General features: G+C 39.2%; 19 protein-coding genes and 1 riboswitch. All 19 genes read right to left on the bottom strand.

Going from position 1 to position 19331, the window contains the following annotated elements; translation table 11 throughout:
- Positions 1–99: 99 nt before the first annotated feature.
- The gene (locus EO113_RS00765) at positions 100–792 is read right to left on the bottom strand and encodes a hypothetical protein (RefSeq protein ID WP_127135240.1); all 693 of its coding nucleotides are present in this window, start codon (positions 790–792) and stop codon (positions 100–102) included.
- 1 nt (position 793) lies between these two features.
- The gene (locus EO113_RS00760) at positions 794–1507 is read right to left on the bottom strand and encodes a hypothetical protein (RefSeq protein ID WP_164726272.1); all 714 of its coding nucleotides are present in this window, start codon (positions 1505–1507) and stop codon (positions 794–796) included.
- A 171-nt stretch (positions 1508–1678) separates the two neighbouring features.
- Positions 1679–2983: a phosphomethylpyrimidine synthase ThiC gene (thiC, locus tag EO113_RS00755; protein WP_127135238.1), complete on the bottom strand. Its 1305-nt coding sequence runs from the start codon at positions 2981–2983 to the stop codon at positions 1679–1681.
- A 77-nt stretch (positions 2984–3060) separates the two neighbouring features.
- Positions 3061–3169: riboswitch (TPP riboswitch) on the bottom strand.
- Positions 3170–3220: 51 nt separating this feature from the next.
- Positions 3221–3952 (bottom strand): YebC/PmpR family DNA-binding transcriptional regulator, encoded by a 732-nt coding sequence (locus EO113_RS00750; protein WP_126940343.1) that lies wholly within the window; start codon positions 3950–3952, stop codon positions 3221–3223.
- Positions 3953–3961: 9 nt separating this feature from the next.
- Entirely contained in the window at positions 3962–4534 is a 573-nt protein-coding gene (locus EO113_RS00745) for an RNA methyltransferase (RefSeq protein ID WP_127135237.1), read from the bottom strand.
- Positions 4535–5365 carry a tRNA (guanosine(37)-N1)-methyltransferase TrmD gene (trmD, locus tag EO113_RS00740; RefSeq protein WP_127135236.1) on the bottom strand — a complete coding sequence of 277 codons (831 nt, stop codon included), beginning with the start codon at positions 5363–5365 and terminating at the stop codon, positions 4535–4537.
- A 108-nt stretch (positions 5366–5473) separates the two neighbouring features.
- The gene (locus EO113_RS00735; RefSeq protein ID WP_127010690.1) at positions 5474–5896 is read right to left on the bottom strand and encodes a PaaI family thioesterase; all 423 of its coding nucleotides are present in this window, start codon (positions 5894–5896) and stop codon (positions 5474–5476) included.
- A gap of 1 nt (position 5897) precedes the next feature.
- Positions 5898–7364 carry an o-succinylbenzoate--CoA ligase gene (gene menE / locus EO113_RS00730; RefSeq protein ID WP_127135235.1) on the bottom strand — a complete coding sequence of 489 codons (1467 nt, stop codon included), beginning with the start codon at positions 7362–7364 and terminating at the stop codon, positions 5898–5900.
- 11 nt (positions 7365–7375) lie between these two features.
- A complete protein-coding gene (gene menB / locus EO113_RS00725) occupies positions 7376–8218 on the bottom strand; it encodes a 1,4-dihydroxy-2-naphthoyl-CoA synthase (protein ID WP_127135234.1) in 843 nt (280 codons plus the stop codon).
- 81 nt (positions 8219–8299) lie between these two features.
- Entirely contained in the window at positions 8300–8719 is a 420-nt protein-coding gene (locus EO113_RS00720) for a HutP family protein (RefSeq protein ID WP_127135233.1), read from the bottom strand.
- Positions 8720–8989: 270 nt separating this feature from the next.
- Positions 8990–9775, bottom strand: a complete 786-nt coding sequence (gene trpA / locus EO113_RS00715) for a tryptophan synthase subunit alpha (protein ID WP_127135232.1) — start codon at positions 9773–9775, stop codon at positions 8990–8992.
- Complete coding sequence (trpB, locus tag EO113_RS00710; protein ID WP_127135231.1) at positions 9768–10961, bottom strand: tryptophan synthase subunit beta; 1194 nt, start codon at positions 10959–10961, stop codon at positions 9768–9770. The genes trpA and trpB overlap by 8 nt, the downstream gene beginning before the upstream one ends.
- Positions 10962–11021: 60 nt before the next feature.
- Positions 11022–12635 carry an indole-3-glycerol phosphate synthase TrpC gene (gene trpC, locus EO113_RS00705; RefSeq protein ID WP_127135230.1) on the bottom strand — a complete coding sequence of 538 codons (1614 nt, stop codon included), beginning with the start codon at positions 12633–12635 and terminating at the stop codon, positions 11022–11024.
- A gap of 217 nt (positions 12636–12852) precedes the next feature.
- Positions 12853–13869, bottom strand: a complete 1017-nt coding sequence (gene trpD, locus EO113_RS00700) for an anthranilate phosphoribosyltransferase (RefSeq protein WP_009352747.1) — start codon at positions 13867–13869, stop codon at positions 12853–12855.
- A gap of 14 nt (positions 13870–13883) precedes the next feature.
- The gene (locus EO113_RS00695; protein ID WP_009352755.1) at positions 13884–14462 is read right to left on the bottom strand and encodes an aminodeoxychorismate/anthranilate synthase component II; all 579 of its coding nucleotides are present in this window, start codon (positions 14460–14462) and stop codon (positions 13884–13886) included.
- A gap of 1 nt (position 14463) precedes the next feature.
- On the bottom strand, positions 14464–15927 hold the full coding sequence (locus EO113_RS00690) for an anthranilate synthase component I family protein (RefSeq protein WP_127135229.1): 1464 nt from the start codon (positions 15925–15927) through the stop codon (positions 14464–14466).
- Positions 15928–16500: 573 nt separating this feature from the next.
- Complete coding sequence (aroD, locus tag EO113_RS00685; protein WP_009353795.1) at positions 16501–17256, bottom strand: type I 3-dehydroquinate dehydratase; 756 nt, start codon at positions 17254–17256, stop codon at positions 16501–16503.
- Between the two features lie 357 nt (positions 17257–17613).
- Complete coding sequence (locus EO113_RS00680; RefSeq protein ID WP_009353796.1) at positions 17614–18042, bottom strand: YbaN family protein; 429 nt, start codon at positions 18040–18042, stop codon at positions 17614–17616.
- Between the two features lie 54 nt (positions 18043–18096).
- Entirely contained in the window at positions 18097–19305 is a 1209-nt protein-coding gene (locus EO113_RS00675) for an ATP-binding protein (RefSeq protein ID WP_127135228.1), read from the bottom strand.
- Between the last annotated feature and the right edge of the window lie 26 nt (positions 19306–19331).

Genomic DNA, 19331 nt, shown 5'->3' with positions numbered 1-19331 from the left:
AATAACTATAATGACATCTCTATCATACTCTATACATATATGCAATAGCAAGCATTGTATGATATTTAAGCATATGGATATATCATACTGGTTGTACTCCTAATTAGAATGAGCATACACTTTTTTATCACTTTCTTTCACAGTGAAAGTGATATTCCGTATTTGATATGCTTCATTAGGACTCTTAGCATTATCGATGTCTACTTTCTTTTTGATATTGGCCGCCTCTTGTTCGTTAGCAAATGTAAAGAAAGAGTCGTCCGTTTTATACATAATAGAGTTGTCATCGTTACCACTGACAAGCATCAACTTACCATTTTCTTTCTTAATTGTGTGGGTAGCGCCAAACGCAGCATCATAAGCTTTACCATCTCTGACTGTCATTAACATATCTTCTTTTATTTCATCATAATAAGGCACCCATTCATAAACGTCGTCATAGATAGGTACTACTCCATTTTTATTTGGTCCCTTTGCAATATCTAATTTCGTAATTCTTGCATGATCAGTACCATATTCTCTTTCGTTTACCAGCTGATGTTTCGCATATACATTACGCATATAAAACTTAGATTCAGTCATTTTATATACATGGTCACTTACCTTTTCAAACGTTATTTTATAAACAATCCCACCATTATAGCCGTTGTCTTCATAAGGAGGGTTATAATGATACCATGTACCCGACAAATCGGGATTGTCTCTGATTGCTGTATCAGATGTGCACCCTATGAAAGCTAATCCCATCATCATTATGCCCAGTATAATTAGCATACATTTCTTAATATTCATTCTATTGACCTCGTTTTCGCCAAATCATAAAGGCAGCAAGCACTACACCTAATCCTACCAATCCAATCATTACATTTCTAATAGTATGAGATGCTTTTAGAAACACAAATCGAATATTTTTATCTTTTTCAAAAGTAATTGTATTACCATTTACAACTCCATCAGTTTTGAAATCGGTTTTAATATCACCATCTACTGTAATAGTTGTTGTTCCATAGGATTTTCCCATAAAAAACATATATGCATTATTTTCTTCACCATAAGGATAGATAACATGTAGCGCTTCAGGTCTATCTATGACACCATAAATAATTCTATAACTGTTAGTTAATTCACTTTCATCTGAAAAAGAAGCTTTAATTTTCCAATATTCAGACTTAGCATCTGTTTGATTATTCAAAGCCTTACCAGCTTCATCAACAGCCTCTACCTTAATATGTTTTGCACTAAACTGTTTCAAAGCCTCTTTCTCTTTATTTTGTTTTTCCTCAAATGTTTCATCACCTATATGCTTACGGTCATAAATAATTTTATTTAGACTGTCGTCAAACCCAGCTTCTAAATCCGTTTTACTTAAAGGTTCAGGAGTATGCAATTGCGCCTCCCATTTCCCGCTAAAGTCACTATCTACTTGTATAGTAGAGTCCATACTTGCACAACCAGTTAGCACTAATAGTGCGCATCCCAGTGCCAATAGTTTCCATTGTTTCATCATGCACCTCAAAAAACAATCTTCTCAAATGGTACTCTTATGTAAATGCACTAGTTGCATTACATAAAAACATATTTACTATCTATATAATACATCAATTGCATTGCTATAATCAATTTATCTATACAACAAAACAACCAACTCCAAAAAAGAGTTGGCTGTTTTATCTCTTATTTATAATATATCAATTTTCTCTCCCTCTAAGGCTTTGTTGATGCTCCGTACGGCGCAGAATTTTCCGCACATACTACAAGCTTCTTTATGCCCCTCTTCTGGGGCACGGCTTTCACGGATGCGACGAGCTTTTTCAGGATCTAGTGCTACTGCATATTGTGCTTCCCAATCGAGTTTTTGGCGCGCCTCTGCCATACGGTCATCGCGATCTCGTGCATTCGGAATCCCTTTTGCAATGTCTGCGGCATGCGCAGCAATTTTGAAAGCCATAATGCCTTCTTTCACATCGTTTTCGTCAGGTAAGGCTAAGTGTTCCGCTGGTGTTACATAGCAAAGGAAGGCTGCCCCATGCATGGCTGCCACGGCACCACCGATGGCCGCTGTAATATGGTCATAGCCTGGTGCAATATCTGTTACTAATGGTCCTAACACATAGAACGGTGCCCCATCGCAGATTGTTTGTTGTACTTCCATATTGGCTTGTACTTGATTTAATGGCACATGACCTGGACCTTCCACCAACACTTGTACTCCACGTTCACGAGCTCGTTTTGTTAATTCCCCAAGTCGAACGAGTTCCTCGATTTGACAGATATCTGTAGCATCAGCCAAGCAACCAGGACGGCATGCATCGCCAAGAGAAATGGTCATGTCATATTCTGCACAAATGTCCAAGATTTCATCATAGTATTCATAGAACGGATTCTCTTGACCAGTCATGGACATCCAAGCAAAGACTAAACTACCTCCACGGCTCACGATGTTTAGTTTTCGTTTATGACGTTTAATTTGCTCCACTGTGTGTTGTGTAATCCCACAGTGTAAGGTAACAAAGTCTACACCATCTTCTGCATGAAGACGGATAGTAGAAATAAAGTCCTCTGCAGTCAATTCACCTAAATCCTTCTGATGATGAATAACGCTATCATAGATTGGCACGGTGCCAATCATAACAGGACATTCCTTTGTCAACAGCCGGCGAAACACTTTTGTATCCCCATGCGTAGACAAGTCCATAATAGATTCAGCACCTAATGCCACTGCATGATGAACTTTTTTCATTTCTTCTTCGTAGTCTGTACAATCTTTAGATGTTCCTAAGTTCACATTAATTTTTGTGCGCAACTTCTGCCCGATTCCTTCTGGTTGTAAAGATGTATGATGCTTGTTGCAAGGAATTGTTACATGTCCTTTTGCCACTAACTCTCGTAATACTTCAACATCCATGTTTTCTTTTTCTGCTACCACTTTCATCGCGTCGGTAACAATGCCTTTTTGGGCTGCTTGCATTTGTGTGTAAAACATAAAAAGCTCCTTTCATTACAAAGGAGCCTATTATGGGTACTCTATACACAAAAAGGTATCGACATTATATCGATACCCACATATGTCAGCGTGCTTCCTACGCGGGCATGATCCCGATCAGGTCAAAAGGTCAGGTACTTCATAGTCCTTTCTCAGCCTATTACATAGGCTCCCTTGCAAATCTAAAATATTTACTTACTTATAGTATATCATGGAATGGTGGAATTTTATAGAAAATTATTCTTCCTCATCCATGATGGCATTATGATACACATCTTGTACATCGTCCAAGTCTTCCAGCATGTCTAGTACTCGTTGCATATTCACTGCGTCATCACCGGTTAATTCCATATTAGTATCTGGAACCATTGTGATTTGTGCCATATCTGTAGCGATGGATGCTTCTGCTAGGGCAGCTTCTACGGCATCGTAATCATCTGGCAATGTGTAGATAACGAATACATCGTCTTCTACTTTGATGTCTTCAGCGCCAGCGTCAAGAGCCAATAATGTCAATGTTTCTTCATCATTGCCTTCTTGGGGAATCACGAATACACCTTTGCGTTTAAACATCCAGTTAACAGATCCACTTTCACCTAAGTTACCACCACGTTTGGAGAAGGCATGACGGACATCAGCAGCTGCACGGTTACGGTTATCTGTCATCACTTCTACAAGGATGGCAGCACCGCCTGGGCCGTATCCTTCATAGGTAATTTCTTCGTAGTTGTTCGCATCACCAGCACCGGCACCTTTATCGATGGCACGTTGAATATTATCCTTAGGAATGTTATTTTCACGAGCTTTTTGCAACGCCAACTTCAAGCGCATATTACCGGTTGGATCTGTACCACCAGCTTTTACAGCCACTGTAATTTCACGACTAATTTTTGTGGTAATTTTTGCTTTTAACGCATCATTTTTACCTTTTCTATGTTTAATATTTGACCATTTAGAATGTCCTGACATTGTGTCCTCCTATTTATTCCACCACGCTTCGCCTCGCAAGCGGTCTAATATAATTGATACGGCACTACGAACTGAAAGGTGATTGTACTCACCATGTCCATAGATGGGTTCTAAGATATAATCGAAATCTTCCATTGTTTCTTTCGTCATACCATACCCCGTTCCAAATAATACTACCACAGGACGGCTCTCACTTTCAAGTGATTTACGGAGCGATGCATAGGTAATGGTATTATCATAGGTTCGTGCATCCGTAGTACACACGATTGGCGTCTGTCCTTCTAATTCCCTCACCATATCGATGGCTTGTCGAATGGAATTGACAAGTTCCACATGTTTGAAAGCATCTTTTCTATCCGGATTATAAGTACTGCCAAATCCCGTTTTCCAATGACTCATTACAGTTTCTGCCAATTCACGTTGGCTAGGTACATTGTGAATGATGAAATACCGTTCCACATCGTAAGTTGTAGATGCTCTGGCAATATCATGGATATCGTAGTTCGTGATGGCCGTCGTGATCACCTCACCATGTTTATTCATAATGGGATAATGAACGAGGCCGATATATAAATTCGCCATTTATTTCCTCTTTTCCTCTGTGAAAGTAGACTGTCCTATCAATTTTGAAAGTACTTGTTGTTCCTCTTCAGAATCCACTCTGTCTAGTACTCTTTTTAGAGCCTTAATTTCATCTACAGTTAATTCTCGTTGCAACAAATCATTTCTCAGTAAAGCAGTCCGTTTCAATGACTCTTCTAATCGCCACTGCTCAATATTTTTATGATGACCACTTAATAATATATCTGGCACCATCATACCTCTGTATTCTTGGGGTTTCGTATATTGTGGACATTCCAATAAAGGATAGTAAAAGGAATCCTCTATGGCTCCTGAGGTAGCGCCTAAGACACCGGGAATCATGCGCGCCACTGCATCGGCTACTACCATAGCTGGTAATTCACCGCCCGTTAATACATAATCTCCAATGGATATAGTTTCATCCACTAAGTGTTCTTCTACCCGGTAATCTACCCCTTCATAGTGTCCACAGACAATGACAAGTTGATCATAGGTGGCCAATTCCCTTGCTTTTTCTTGTGTAAATGGTCTCCCTGTAGGCCCCATAAACACAACATGGCGTTTGTGACTCTCCTTTGTACAACGATGTTCTTCTATGGGAATCTGCAACACATGCTCTACAGCCTCAAAGAGAGGAGGTGCTTTCATGAGCATGCCAGCGCCACCTCCATAAGGAGTATCGTCCACTTGACCATGCTTGCTATGAGAAAATTCTCGTGGATTTGTCACTTTCATTTCTAATCGATTTGCCTGTAAGGCACGTTTGATGATGGAATGTGTAAAAAAGGCATCAAAAAACTCTGGGAATAGCGATATAATATCTATTTTCATGGACTATGCACCTCCTTTCTATATATCCTACAAACAACTATTTTACAGGTCAAGGTAAGTCTTATAATGTATATGTATCATAACTATCGAGATTGCTAGGTGCTCTAACTATATATTTATAATACTATTTGTCACCGTCATATGAGATAATAATCGATCTGTTTCATCAAAGATATTAATCATCCATACATGATTTCGACCACCTTTGTGTAATAATTGACCACGTGCTACGACATATCCTTCACATCGTTTCGGTTTCACATGATTAGCCGTTATCGATTGACCTACAGCTACTTTTTGTTCAGACGAATCTAAGTCCACGCTTTTATTGCTCGATGTTGATTCTTGTGCCAATATAGCATTAGATGCCATGCCTGCTAATGCTTCTCCATAGGCTAAATACACGCCACCGTTAACGAATCCAAAGGGTTGTGCATGAAACGATGAAAGCTTCATAGTACTTTGAAAGGCCTGTTCAGTACAGTGAAATGTCTCTATCTGTAATTGTTCTAATAAAGAGGTTTCCTTCATACTATGTCCTTTCTACTGTGTGAATCAAGTCTTGTCGCAATATTTTTCCCATACTATTTTTAGGTAATGCATCAAAATATATCATTCGTTTCGGTACTTTATACTTCGCTAAACGACTGAGTAGATATTCTGATATATCTTCTTCGGAATGGTTTGTTACCACGCATAATACAGGTACTTGCCCCCATTTAGGATCTGATACTGGGATAACTGCACATTCTAAAATACCGTTCATTCCATATAAGACATCTTCGATTTCCTTAGGGTAAATATTCTCGCCCCCAGAAATGATGATATCCTTTCTACGGTTCAAAAGATATAAAAATCCATCTTCATCTACGTAACCAATATCATCTGTATTAAAAGCTCCTTTAATAGGTTCTTTATTAAGGTATCCTTTCATCAGCATCGGGGATGAAAGCCACACTTCTCCTACTCCTTCTTCATCAGGATTGCGAATTTCAATACTAACACCCTGTAAAGGATAACCTACAGAGGCTAATTTATTCGGATACTCCTGTATACTAAAGGTAGTACTTTGAGCAAAAGTTTCTGACATGCCGTATGTCTTATAGACTGGTAAATTTCGTTGTACGCACTCTTGTAACAGTGGCATAGGAATGAACTCGCCACCTAGCAAGATAGCCCGTAAAGCGGGTGCTTGTATCCGTTCTACTATGCGTTGTAACACTGTGGGCACCAAAGATACCATGGTGACTTCTTTTGTTTTCAATTCCTCTAGTACGACTTGTTCCGAGAACTTCTCACGAATTGTTGTTCTTGTGCCATTATATAAAGTACGCAAAATAATAGATAAGCCGCTGACATGGAACATAGGAAGTACTACAAGCCAATTATCCTCTTTCTCCACACCAAGCACATTCGCAGAAGCTTTCACATGAGCCTCAATCTGCAACCATCGCACAGGGACTGATTTGAATTTGCCTGTTGTAGCACTAGTGTTGATAATACAAAACACTTTTTCATCAGATGGATTCCAGCCTAGATTTTCGTCATTATGCATAGGAGAAATAGCCTTGAAATTAGTGTCTATACATGTAGAAAAGCACAAATCCTGTCGGTCCACTTGATTATGGCTATGCTCACAAGTAGAAACATCTGTGATCTCTATGTCACAAGCTCCCTTCTGTGCACGCCATACCTGTGCCATTTTTTCTGACATTAACAAGGTACGGACTCCTGTACTTTCCAGCTGTTCAGTTACTTCTCGTTCAGTCAGGTTCGTATTCAGCAACACTGTTTCTATACCCAATGCAGAAAGAGCAAATAGGTGTATCGCCATGGATACTGAATTTTCTGCCCATAAAGCAATACGACTCTCCCCTCGAAGATGAGGAGCGAGTCGTTTTGCTGTAGCTATTGTTAGAGTAAACACATCACCATAAGAATATTCATTTAAGAAAAGCCTATCTCTATGGGTGTGTGCTCGTTCATATAACCACTTCATAGCCTAATCCATTAAGGGAATTTAGGGAACTGTTTGAAATTAGGTTTACGTTTTTCTTTAAATGCATCGCGACCTTCTTTACCTTCATCAGTTGTATAGAACAATAAAGTCGCATCCCCTGCAAATTGTTGTAACCCAGCTAAACCATCTGTATCCGCATTGAAGGAAGCTTTCAAGAAACGAAGTGCCATTGGAGATAATTGAAGAATTTCTTCACACCATTTTACTGTTTCTGCTTCTAATTGATCAAATGGCACTACTGTATTCACAAGACCCATATCTAAGGCTTCTTTTGCAGAATATTGACGGCATAAGAACCAGATTTCACGAGCTTTTTTATGGCCTACTAAACGCGCTAAGTATCCAGCGCCATAACCAGCATCAAAGGAACCTACACGAGGACCTGTTTGACCGAATTTTGCATTTTCAGAGGCAATAGAAAGGTCGCATACGATGTGTAATACATGACCACCACCAATAGCAAAACCATTAACCATAGCAATAACAGGTTTTGGAGTAATACGGATTAAATGTTGCAAATCCAACACGTTTAGACGAGGAATCTTGTCATCCCCAACATAACCGCCATCTCCACGAACACGTTGGTCCCCACCAGAACAGAATGCTTCTTTATCTTCTCCTTGACCATGATTAGCACCAGTCAAGATGATAACGCCCACTTTTGCATCTTCACGAGCAATGGTAAACGCATCGATTAATTCCATCACTGTTTTGGGACGGAATGCATTACGCACTTCTGGACGATTAATTGTAATTTTAGCAATCCCATTATATGTTTCATAAATTACATCTTCGTAATTACGATCTAATACTTTCCACTCGAATTGACTCATAGTTACCTCCAAAATGATTAGCTATTGTCTATAAACTCTAAAGAATATTATATCAAATCTAGTAATAAATTTATAGCACTTCTACAGATTTGGTACAGCACGATGTGCCATAGCCACAGCAATTTCATCTAAATGTAATACACCTACGCCCAAATAAATCGCTACACTTAGATGTTCTTGGCTTCGTGCAATACCTACTTTTCCTCCTACATTAAGGCCTACACATTTATTTTTAAGTTGTTCTAAGGCTTGTGCCGTAGCACCTACTACAGCACCTTTGCTAACATGATTATCTTGAATCAACTCTTGTCGATCCGCTGCTACCACAGCTCGTTCAATGATTTTAGGAATAATCTCTGTGAAAGTTCCACCAAAATCTACGGCGCAACTACGAATCCCTAGTGCTTCAAACTCTTTCCGTAATGCCATCTCTTCGGCACGACTTTCAGAGATAGCCACATGCAATGCAGCACGCCCAACGCCAATACTTGTTTTTTCCATACCCTATGTCTCCTGTTAAGAACTTTATATATTCTTAAGTATACCGTATATGAAGTCATGTTTCCATATTATTTTTACTAGTGTTTAGATTATATATTTTATGGACAAGCACTCCTTCTCTTGTAGATATTAAACAAACAAAATAGCTGCACAAGATACACTTCTTGCACAGCTATTCAAAAGGCATCGTAAATAACAGAATTGGATATAAAGGATAGTATCACCAAGTAACCCTGTAATACATATACGTTACCTTAAAATACATTACTGTTAGTTACCTACAGCATTTACCATGGAACGAACATATTCATAAAGTTTTTCTTCCCCCTTAGGGCCCCACTCTCCAATTTGTTTCACAATAGCACTACCTACGATGGCACCATCAGAGACATTTGCCATCGCCTTCGCTTGGTCAGGTGTGGAAATGCCAAACCCTACGGCTACGGGAATGTCTGTATATTGACGGATTTGTTGCACAATGCTAGCAATATCTGTTTTGATATCACTGCGCATGCCTGTCACACCAAGAGAAGATACACAGTACACGAAACCTTCTGCGTCTGTCGCAATGTCTTTGATACGTTGTTCCGACGTAGGGGCTATTAAGGAAATCACGGATACGCCATGAGCCTTTGCTTGGTGCGCTAATTCCTGTTTTTCCTCAAATGGACAATCCGGTACGATAACCCCTTGGACTCCCACTTCTTCGCAACGTTTCATGAAACTTTCAACACCGTACACATAGATAGGGTTCAGGTAGGTCATGAACACTAGAGGAATTGTCAGCGCCTCTGTACCGGTGCGTAAACGTTTTACCATATCAAAGATATCATCTGTCGTGATGCCTGTAGATAGGGCACGCTCACTAGCATCTTGAATGACAGGACCTTCTGCAACAGGATCTGAAAAAGGAATGCCAATTTCAATCAAACTGGCTCCCGCCTTCGCCATAGTACGAATGTATTTCTCTGTGGTATCAATCCCTTGGTCACCAGCTGTAATAAAAGGGATAAATGCTTTCTTGCTGAAAGCCTCTGCTATTGTTATCTTATTCATGTAAGTTCACCCCTCTGTATCTTGCCATAGCTGCTACGTCCTTATCACCACGTCCGGATAAGCAAATGATGATACTTTCATCAGGACTTAACGTAGGTGCCAATTGCATAGCATGAGCTACAGCATGAGCACTTTCAATAGCTGGAATAATGCCCTCCATACGAGACAGATATTCAAAAGCATCCACTGCCTCATGGTCTGTTATGGGCACATATTGAGCACGGCCACTGTCATGTAAATAGGCATGTTCTGGACCTATTCCTGGATAATCTAAACCTGCTGAAATAGAAAATACAGGTGCAATTTGTCCATAGGAATTTTGACAGAAGTAAGATTTCATACCATGGAAAATACCTACTGTACCTTTTGTCATGGTCGCTGCATGTTCTTCTGTATCAACTCCTTTGCCAGCCGCTTCACAACCGATGAGTTGTACGTCTTCATCCGGAATGAAGTGATAGAACATACCAATGGCATTACTACCGCCACCAACACAAGCTAATACGGCAGCAGGTAATTTACCTTCTTTTTCTAAAATTTGAGCTCTTGCTTCCCGACTGATAATGGACTGAAAGTCACGTACCATCATAGGGAACGGATGAGCCCCCATAACAGATCCTAATACGTAATGGGTGTCTACCATTCGATTGGTCCATTCCCGCATCGTTTCAGATACAGCATCTTTCAATGTACCAGTACCAGATGTAACAGGGTGTACCTTGGCACCTAATAGCTCCATACGGTATACGTTTAAAGCTTGTCGTTCACAGTCTTCTTGGCCCATGAAAATTTCACATTCCATGCCCATTAACGCCGCCACTGTAGCAGTGGCTACACCATGTTGACCGGCACCCGTTTCTGCAATCACTCTCGTTTTACCCATTCGCTTAGCCAATAACATTTGACCTAACACATTATTTAATTTGTGGGACCCTGTATGATTTAAGTCTTCCCGTTTTAAGTAAATTTTAGCTCCTCCCAAATCTTTTGTCATTTGTTTTGCAAAATATAGTAAGGAAGGACGTCCGGTATAGGATACATGTAAATCTTCTAATTCCTTAACAAATTCAGGATCATTTTTATACGTTTCATAGGCTGCTTCCAGTTCAATGATGGCATTCATTAGTGTTTCTGGCATGAATTGTCCACCAAATTCACCAAAATAGCCATGGCGATGTGTTGTCATAGTCTATCTCCTTATCTGTTTGTTACTATCTTAACGATCTGTTCCATAGTTTTCATTTTCTTAGCATATATTTGTTACCGTCTCAATAATCTGTGCCATAGATTTAATTTTCTTCGCATCTTTTTGTCCATTTGTCTCTAGACTACTACTCATGTCTAATCCATAGGGTTGTAGTCGACGAATGGCTCTAGATACATTGTGTAATCCAATGCCTCCTGCTAAATAGTACGGCATACGTATACCTTCTAACAGTGACCAATCTACCGTTTGACCTGTACCACCTCTAGTTGTCTTAGAATAAGCATCAACTACTAGTCCATCGATAGGCGCTTGTTCCCATTGCATAATATCCTCTTTTGTTTGCACTTGAACAGCTTTCCAGATTTGAATGGATCCTAATTGTTCCTCCTGTAAGTGGATTCGTAATGATTCAATATAGGCGACAGTTTCATCTCCATGTAGTTGCACTACTGAAAGTGGTACTGCCTTTGCAATCTCCACAATAGTAGGTATTGTTTCATTCACAAATACGCCTACCTGTGAGCAGCATTTGTTACCGCTTGCAGTGTGTACACTATCTTGAAAACTTCTCGTAATGGATTGGGCTTGTTCTACCGTCACTTGTCGTTTGCTGGGTGCAAAGATGAATCCAACGTGATCTGGTCGTGTCTCTGCTAAAACAGGAACGGTATCTTCTTGAGATATGCCACAGAATTTTATTTTCACTTCGTAGTTCTGTTCTGTAACAGAATCAGTTTCCAATAGTTTTAACTTTTCTAACTCTGACAGTAGTAAACTTTTTTCTTTCAAAGGTATTAGACCGCTTTTCCTACTTGTTTCTTTATTTTCTAACAAGCCTCGTTCCATACGATTATATACAGATGGTTTTGTTCTAATCGGTCCATACAATTCAGCTAATTTAGCAACTTTATCTTTAGTTCGCATAAAGCTTTCACCCATAAGTGCAGCGTGAATCTTATTGTCTCGTAACCGTTGGATATCTGCGGCTGTATCTAGGCCACTTTCAGAAACGAATATCACTGAATCATCCACTAGCTTTCGTAGGCGAATGCTATTGTTCACGTCCACCGTGAAATCTTTTAAATTGCGGTTATTGACCCCAATAATACGGGCCCCTATATTCACCGCTCGCAACACTTCCGTTTCATCGTGAGCTTCTACCAAACAAGATAGACCCAAACTATTTGCCAACCTATGAAAGCGTGCCATTATTTCATCATTCAATATAGCGGCTATGAGTAATATAGCTGAGGCACCCCACAATTTTGCTTCATAGATTTGATATTCATCGATAATAAAGTCCTTCCGTAATACAGGAATATGTACCGTTTCAGCAATTTCTTGTAAATATTGCGGGCTACCTAAAAAGAAATCTGGTTCTGTCAACACGGAAATAGCAGCCGCCCCTGCCATTTCGTACTCCTTGGCTATCTCTAAATAGGGAAAATCTTCTGCAATTATCCCTTTTGATGGAGACGCTTTTTTCACTTCACATATAAAATTAAAATCTAATTCTTGTAATGCCTGTTCAAAAGGAAAGTCCTTCGTAATAGGCATTCTTTCTACTTGCTGTTGCAACTCTGACAAGGGTAAATTATCTTTTGCGTCATAGACCCGTTTTTCAGTAGCTGCTACAATCTTATCTAATATCATAAATAACTCTATTTCTATCCTATTATTCTGGAATAACCTTATTATCATAGTATGTATATGCCAAAATACTTTCCGTAGTATTCATATATCTAAATGATATGGGTAGGAATTACTATATTTGTACTATTTAGTTACCAAGATACCTAAATACGTTTTAGAATCTACTATTCCTAAAGGATATCTCCCGCTTTATAAATATATTGACAATCACGGCCTATTAAGCATTTTGTGATGCTTTCACAAATTTTAAAAGTGCCTTTGCTCCAGCACCAGAATACAATAACTCTTGCACCGTTTTAAAAGCATTCTCTAAGGTTACCGTTCCCTCTTTGGCTAAATAGTATGCCATCCCCGCATTAAGTATCACTGCAGTAGCACGACCACTTCTATCTTTTCCTCCTAGTAATGTACGTGTAATCTCAGCATTCACCTGTGCATCACCGCCCACAAGTTCATCTGCTGTAGCATAAGTGAATCCATAATCCTTTGGATCTAGTTCATAGGTCTTGAACTCGCCATGGTCAATTTCACATACTGTCGTAGTCCCTGTGGCAGTAATTTCATCAAGTCCGTCACTACCATACACCATGGCACCACGATGCACACCTAAGTTAGACAAGACCTGTGCCAATGGTTCCACTAAGGACCGATCGTACACACCCATAAGCTCTACCGTAGCACCCGCAGGGTTTGCCAAAGGCCCTAAAATATTAAATACTGTTCTAACACCCATAGCTTTTCGTACAGGTCCAGCATATTTCATAGCTTCATGGTACACAGGGGCAAACATAAAGCAAATATTCGCTTCCTCTAAGACCTTTTTATTTTGCTCTCCATTGAGTTCCAATTTCACTCCCAATGCTTCTAGCACATCAGCGGCACCGCATTTGCTGGATACACTACGATTCCCATGTTTAGCGATAGGAATCCCTGCAGCCGCTAGTAGGATCGCTGACGTTGTAGAAATATTAAATGTACTACTACCATCTCCACCAGTACCTACAATTTCTACCACTGTATTGTCATGTGGCACAGAGCCAGCTTTTTCCCGCATCACTTCTGCAAAGGCTGTAATCTCTGTAACGCTAGGTCCCTTTGCTTGTAAACCTCCTAAGAAGGCTGCCATAGGCACTTCCTGTACATCGCCGCTCATAATAGCATTCATGGTTGCTTTTGCCACTTCATATGGCATATCTTGTCCCTCTGTAACGAGGCGTATGGCTTGTTGAATCATACTCTATATCTCCCTTATATAATCTTATGGTATTCCAAGAAATTCTTAACCATTTGCATTCCTTGCGGTGTCAAAATAGACTCTGGATGGAATTGCACACCATAAATTGGATGTGTTCTATGTTCCATGGCCATAATTTCTCCATCTGCTGTGCGAGCTGTTATCACCAGTTCATCTCCTAGGGTATCTTCTAAGACCGCTAAGGAATGATACCGCGCTACGGGGAATTCTTGAGGAATATCTTTCCATAATATGGATGGATAACATTGGGTCGCCACACTTTGTTTACCGTGCATCACTTCTTTTGCATACCCTACGGTAGCTCCAAACACTTCACCCATTGCCTGATGGCCCAAACAGATGCCTAAAATAGGAAACTCGCCTTGGCATGTTGCTAATAATTCTTCGTACACGCCTGCATCCTTTGGTCGTCCCGTTCCTGGTGAAAGAATGACACAGTCTGGTGCAAGCTCTCGAATCTCTTTCACTGTCATTTCGTCACTGCGGATGACTTTAATGTCTTTCACTAGAGAACCGATTAATTGATATATATTGAAAGAAAAACTATCGTAATGATCGATGAGTAATACCATGTTACACCTCCTGCGCCAATGTGATGGCTGTCACCATAGATTGTGCCTTATGGATCGTTTCATTGTACTCATTTACTGGTACACTATCTCGCACAATGCCACCACCAGACCGAACAAAGACACGACCCTCTTTTGCCATAGCCATACGAATGCCAATACACACATCCATATTGCCAGAAAAATCTAAGTACCCTACAGCACCACCGTAAACACCACGTGGGCTTTTCTCTAATTCTTGTAAAATCTGAATGGCACGAATTTTAGGAGCTCCCGATAAGGTTCCTGCTGGTAAAGTAGCGCCAATGGCATCTAAGGCATCAAACTCTTCTCGTAAGGTCCCTTTCACAGTACTTGTTAAATGGATGACATGAGAAAATCTTTGTAATTGATGAAGTGCTTCCACTTGAACAGACCCGAATTCACAAACTTTACCAATATCATTACGACCTAAGTCGACCAACATATTATGCTCTGCCAATTCTTTTTCATCTTTACTTAACTTAGTCTCTTGCGCTCTATCTTCCTCTTCATTCTTGCCCCGTGGTAATGTGCCCGCAATAGGGAAAGTGTAAACACTTCTATCTTGTAGTTTTACCAATGTTTCCGGAGAGGCCCCTGTTAATTCTACAGATTTACCACTCATATAGAACATATATGGCGATGGATTCATCGTTCTTAGTACACGATACGCATTGAGTAAACTGCCCTTGAACTTCGCCTCTCTACGATTGGAAACGACGGCTTGGAAGATATCTCCTTCCGTTATATAATATTTTGTTTTTCGCACCACCTCTTGGTATTCTTCGGACGTAAACTCAGAGGTGAATTCACTTTCCAGTACACCACGTTCGATATCAGCTTCTTCGCCATCTTTCACCAAGTCTGCCAAGGCTTGTAGTTCTAATTGAGTTCGCTCATAATTCCGTTCTATATCGTCTGTACGTACATGACCGATGATATAGATTTTATTTTTATAATGGTCGAAAGCAATGACTTTATCGAAGAGCATAAGATCTACATCGTTCACCATACTAGTATCTGTATCGCTAATATGTTGATCTAAGGTAGGCTCAATGTAACGAATGTATTCATAGGCGAAGTATCCCACAAATCCACCTGTGAAAGTTGGCAATTCTAATACTCTAGGGCTTTTATATTGACCCAAGATGTTTCGAATTTCTTCCGCTGGATTATGACATGTGAACGTACGTGTCATATCTCCTTTGATCGTCATCGTATGGTTTTTACAAGTTACTTCTAACAATGGATTATAACCTAAGAAAGAATATCGCCCCCAGTGATGGGTGTTGTCAGCACTTTCTAATAAGAATGTATGAGCGCTCACCTTTTTTAAAGCTTTCAGTACAGAAATAGGTGTGCGAATGTCCGATAATAATTCCACGTACACCGGTACGATGTCGTACCCTTGTCCCAATTGTTTCACTGTTTCTAATGATGGTTTCATAAATCCTCCTGCAATAAAAAAACTCGCCCTAGACTATACGTCAAGGACGAGTTCATATGCCAAATAACTGCACTACTGCGCAGAAAGATTCATATAAATCGCGGTACCACCTTGTTTGAATGCATGCATTCCCCTTTGCAGGATACTATCATATCCCTCACGATTAACGCTCATGACACGTTATGCTATACTAGGACAATTGTCCGTTCCCCATACCCTCAGTAGTCCATTTAATAGACTGCGTTCTGCGGGGCTCTCAGCTACCCCCACTCTCTGGAAGTGCACGTTCTATTTTTATCTCCACCTCATCGGTTTGTTAGGCGAGTATTAAATTATGTAACAAATATTATCATACTAAGATACATTTGTCTACTGAATGTTAACATTTTTCTATATTTTTTATAGGAATATCCTGTATAACCTATAGATACTCCCTATAGATATGGAAATACTAACTCTAAAAGCTATTTATCTAATATCTACTTTTTACATTTTCTAGCATTAGAAACATAACTTGTAGATACCATAATATAGTAGTTGTAAACCCTTATATTATCTCATTGATCCTATATCTTATACTAATCGCTTTAAAATATCCACCTCTACCTGTCCAGGCGCTGATGCTTGTCCCAGTGTGCCAAAGGTCAAGCAATTACCAAACACATTGCCACAGGTCCGTGTCATCTGTCCTAATTTTCCCATAGACATAGTAATACGTGGTAACTGTGGATATCTTTGTGTTAATTCTTTTGTAAATTGTAATGCTGAAAGTACATCATCACTCGTAGTTGGCATCAATGCAAACTTAATCACTGAGGCTCCTGCAGATATCATACGCTCTGCATAGACATGTAATATTTCTAGGTCTGGCGTACTTTGAAAATTATGATAACTCATCACTGTTTGTATTTCTTGATGATGAGCTTCTTTAATAATTTGTCCCATTGTATCTGTATAGGCGAACAACTCCACATCGACAGCTTGCACTAGGTTTTGATCTACAATTGCTTGTAATAGGTTACAGTATTTCTCATTACTTAAGGACGTTTCTCCGCCCTCAGCTAATGTACGCCACGTAAACAACATCGGTATCTTTTCATATTTAGAATGCACTTCTTCTACCAAGTTTACTATTGTTGGTATGTACTCTTCTTCAGATATATGAGAATCCTTCATCCACATATCAGGGCGCAACTCGATAAGGTCCACCTTCGCTTGCACGGCTTCTTGTACTTGTGAAAGTATATCTTCTATCGTTGGACCTACAATAGGAACGCAGATGGCACATCGATCTCCTTGTATAGGGCATTGTCGTTGTTTTGATTTCATTGTATTCCGCTCCTAATTATAATCTATACATATACACATTCATATAGTGCTACCATTATTTATTTTCACAGTCAGAGCATGTGATATCTATTATATCGAATCATTCTTAACGAATAGATTGTCATACTCACTATGTATGGTAACTAAAGATCCTCTAAAATAACTTCTATCAATATACCCAATGACTAGGTTATCCTTAAACATCTTTATGGTTGCTACTAATATACCACATAAGCATAACACAATAAAAGCCAAATCATGATGAGAGTTCATTCATGATTTGGCTAATATAAATATTTCGTCTGTATCTACACATCATATTTTGTAGTATATAAACATGCACTACTATTGAAACAACTATTGTTTTACTTTAGATTCAGGTGGTGCTGTTTTCACTATAAACGCAAGGGCAATCACATGACCTATCCACACGGCTCCCATAACATAAAATGCTACAGGCATATTGCGCATACTATAAGCTCCAATACCCAGTAAAATCGACACGGACACTAAAATATTAATTTTAGTGCGCAGTGGCATGCCACTTTTATTTTTAAACGGCTCTACGTAATTTGCATAAAGCTTAGAGTTCACAAACTTCTCATGGAATCGTTTAGAACCTCTAGCAAAACAAAATACAGCAAATAAATAAAACGGTACCGTTGGTAATAATGGTAATACAATTCCCAATGATCCTAAGCCAAAGCTAATAGCACCTAATACAATCCAAATATAACGAATCACACCCGTTGATTCTTGTACTTCTTTTGTTACTGTTTCTTTCACTTGTCACCCCTATATAATGTATATTCTAATACGTTTATTCCATATTTAAAATCCCTATTCCAATAGCCATTCTATCACATTTTTTTGTTGTATTCCCTCATAAGATGCATTGCTATTAATCTCATCCAAAGTAAGCAAAAATTTCGGATGATAGTCTTTCACCTCAAATAAAGGCGTTAGTTCTCTGTCTAATGTGGTAGGATCTAACACACTTTGACTCACTTGATAATACTCAAATAGTCCATGTTTCTGAGCTATAAAATCTATTTCACCATTTTTTAGGATACCGACATGAACCGTATAGCCTCGGCGCAATAATTCTAAATACACCACATTTTCAAGAATGTGACCTGTATCTCGTCCTGTATTAGGTACGAAAAATCTTCTCAGCCCAGGATCAACTAAATAAAATTTAGAATATAATCTAAGCAGTTCTTTCCCTCGCACATCAAATCTAGACACTTCATAAATTAACAATGCATCTCTCAGTGCTGCTATGTACCTTTCTACAGTACGACTATCTACCTTTCTACCCATACTAGTAAGAGAATCAGCTATCTTTTTAGGTGTTAATAAACTTCCCACGTTGGCTGCAATATACCGAATAATACTTTCTAATATTAAAATATCGCTTCCCTTTAAGCGCGTCATAACATCTTTCAACACTACAGAATTGACTATACCTTCTAAATAGGTACGTAGCATTTCATCATGCCCAGCATATTCTAGTGTCCCTGGAAAACCACTTTGCTCTATAAATAGACGATACAAACCATTCAAAGATAGATTCGTTGTCTCTTTGTGTGCTTCAACAAACTCTTTAAATGATAAAGGTAACATATCTAGCTGAACATATCGACCCGCTAATAGTGTAGCCATTTTTGAAGACATAAAGTACGCATTAGATCCTGTAATATAGATATCTACATTATCTTTAATATAGAAACTATCTACCACACGTTCGAACCCTTGTACATGTTGGACCTCATCCAAAAATATATACATTTGTTGATTAGGAATTATTTTGGACTTTATGTATTCATACAACTGTATATAATCCGTTAAGTCCCTGTATTCCAAATCTTCAAAGTTAATGGCGATGATTTGATTTTCTTTTACCCCTTCTTGTAGTAACTCTTGTTGAAAGAGATAAAATAGAGTTGATTTACCACATCTGCGCACGCCAGACACAATTTTTATAACGCGTTTTTCTCTGTGATTTCTCAGAAACTGTATGTACTTTTCCCTATTAATTAGCTTCATGTCTACTCCTCTATCATTTGTGATAC

Source organism: Veillonella sp. 3913 (assembly GCF_003992235.1).
GTDB lineage: Bacteria > Bacillota > Negativicutes > Veillonellales > Veillonellaceae > F0422.
This window is presented reverse-complemented; position numbering and strand designations above follow the sequence as displayed.